This window comes from Hydrogenivirga sp. 128-5-R1-1 (assembly GCF_000171895.1).
In genome coordinates this window covers 1-1,945 of the sequence record NZ_ABHJ01000198.1, presented here as the reverse complement: position 1 = coordinate 1,945, position 1,945 = coordinate 1, and the positions used below count along the sequence as shown (strand labels likewise).

Annotated in this window: 4 protein-coding genes; all 4 read left to right on the top strand. The window is 33.8% G+C overall.

The window, feature by feature from the left end; translation table 11 throughout:
* Window positions 1-447 (top strand): fumarate hydratase (locus tag HG1285_RS03385; protein ID WP_008288882.1); only part of this gene is annotated, 447 nt, incomplete at its 5' end.
* 2 nt (window positions 448-449) lie between these two features.
* A complete protein-coding gene (locus tag HG1285_RS03390; RefSeq protein WP_008288881.1) occupies window positions 450-1,079 on the top strand; it encodes a Uma2 family endonuclease in 630 nt (209 codons plus the stop codon).
* A 1-nt stretch (window position 1,080) separates the two neighbouring features.
* Complete coding sequence (locus HG1285_RS03395) at window positions 1,081-1,656, top strand: Fe-S-containing hydro-lyase (RefSeq protein WP_008288880.1); 576 nt, start codon at window positions 1,081-1,083, stop codon at window positions 1,654-1,656.
* Between the two features lies 1 nt (window position 1,657).
* On the top strand, window positions 1,658-1,945 hold a 288-nt coding region (locus HG1285_RS18935; RefSeq protein WP_157560693.1), incomplete at its 3' end, for a DUF488 family protein.

Here is a 1,945-nt window from a genome sequence, read left to right as displayed (position 1 = left end):
GTTCCTGGAGATAAAATAAAAATAAAATTTGCTGCTAAAGGCGGCGGTTCTGAAAATCAAAGTAAACAAAAAATGCTAAAACCTTCTGATGGATGGGAAGGTGTAAAAGAGTTTATTCTATGTGCAATTGCAAATGCAGGACCAAACGCATGCCCTCCATTTACAGTAGGAGTAGGAATAGGAGGAACTTTTGATTATTCTGCTGTTTTAGCAAAAAAAGCACTCTTTAGACATATTGGAGAAAGACACCCTGACCCAAGAATAGCAAAACTTGAAGAAGAGCTAATAGAAGAGGCGAATAAACTTGGCGTTGGTCCTCTTGGGTTTGGCGGTTCAACAACGGCAGTTGATGTAAAAATAGAAGTTGCCCCTGTTCACATTGCATCACTGCCTGTTGCAGTAAATATCCAGTGCCACGCAGCAAGACATAAGGAAATAGAGATATAAAAATGACAACAGTAGTAAAAAATCAGCTTAAAAATAAGAAAAAAAAGCAAACTAAAAGGGTTAAAATCCCAAAAGCCCTTGTATATGAAATGAGAAAAGGCTCTCCTATTTACTACAGAGATTACGATAAGGTGTTGTCCGGAGAGCTACCTCTGGAGGCTGTTATGGGAAACAGTGGATTACATTCTTGGTTAGTAATGATAATCTCTTTCTTTATCAGAAATATTTTAAAAGATAAGGGTAAAAATTATGAAGTTCTATCTCAAGAAGTAGGTTATAAATTTGCCCCAAGGAGCTGGTATAACCTTGACATAGCAATATGGGACAAAGAAAAAGTTAAACCTTATTTAAAAGAAAATAAATTAATACCTGTTGCTCCAGAGGTAGTTATAGAAATAGACACAAAGGCTGATTTAAGAAAGTTTGAAAATCCTCAAGACTATTTCCATAGAAAAACTCAAGACTTGCTTGACAGCGGAGTAAAAAAAGTTATCTGGATATTTACAAAAGACAAAAAAATCTGGATAGCAGAAAATAAAAAACCTTGGCTTATAGTTGATTTTGATTATGATGTTCCTGTAATGGACAGCATAAAATTTAATTTAAAAAAATTAATGGAAGAGGAAGAGTAAAATGTCTGAAGTAAAAAGAATAACTACACCTTTAACAGATGACATTATAGAAGATTTAAGAGTTGGAGATAGAGTTTTATTAAATGGAGTAGTTTATACAGCAAGGGATGCTGCCCATAAAAGAATGCTTGAGGAGTACGAAAAAACAGGAAAACTTCCAATAAATGTGGAAGGACAGGTTATATACTATGTAGGACCAACACCACCAAAACCTGGACAAGCTATTGGCTCAGCAGGACCTACAACTGCATATAGAATGGACAAATATACTCCAAAACTACACGAACTTGGATTAAAAGCAACTATTGGAAAGGGATTTAGAACTCAGCCAGTAAAAGAAGCATTAAAGAAATATAAAGCTGTTTACTTTGCAGCTTACGGCGGAACTGCAGCTCTTCTCTCAAAACATATAGTATCTGCTGAAATTGTGGCTTATGAAGATTTAGGTCCTGAGGCTATTAGAAAGCTTGTCTTTAAAGATTTTCCTGTAATAGTGGCAAATGACATTTACGGTGGAGACATTTTTGAGGAAGGACAGGCTAAATATAGACAAATAGACCTTAACTGCTCAATCTAAAATGCTATTTACAGTAGGATATTCCTCTTTTTTTGAGGTAGAAAAGCTTATTAATAAGTTGAAGGAGAATGATGTTTCAATTCTTTTTGATATTAGAACATTTCCATATTCTAATGCGTTTCCACAGTATAACAAGGAGAATTTAGAAAAAGTTTTTAAATATAAGTTTTTAGGGGATTATTTAGGTGGTTTAAAGGTTAAGACACTTGTCAGAAACGGAATATCAAATTTGAAAGATTTAACAAAAGATATTCAATTTAAAAAAGGTCTTAACTATATATATAAACTT

Coding starts and splice junctions, on each gene's coding strand:
- HG1285_RS03390 (WP_008288881.1), top strand. CDS start 450: ATGACAACAGTAGTAAAAAATCAGCTTAAAAATAAGAAAAAAAAGCAA.
- HG1285_RS03395 (WP_008288880.1), top strand. CDS start 1,081: ATGTCTGAAGTAAAAAGAATAACTACACCTTTAACAGATGACATTATA.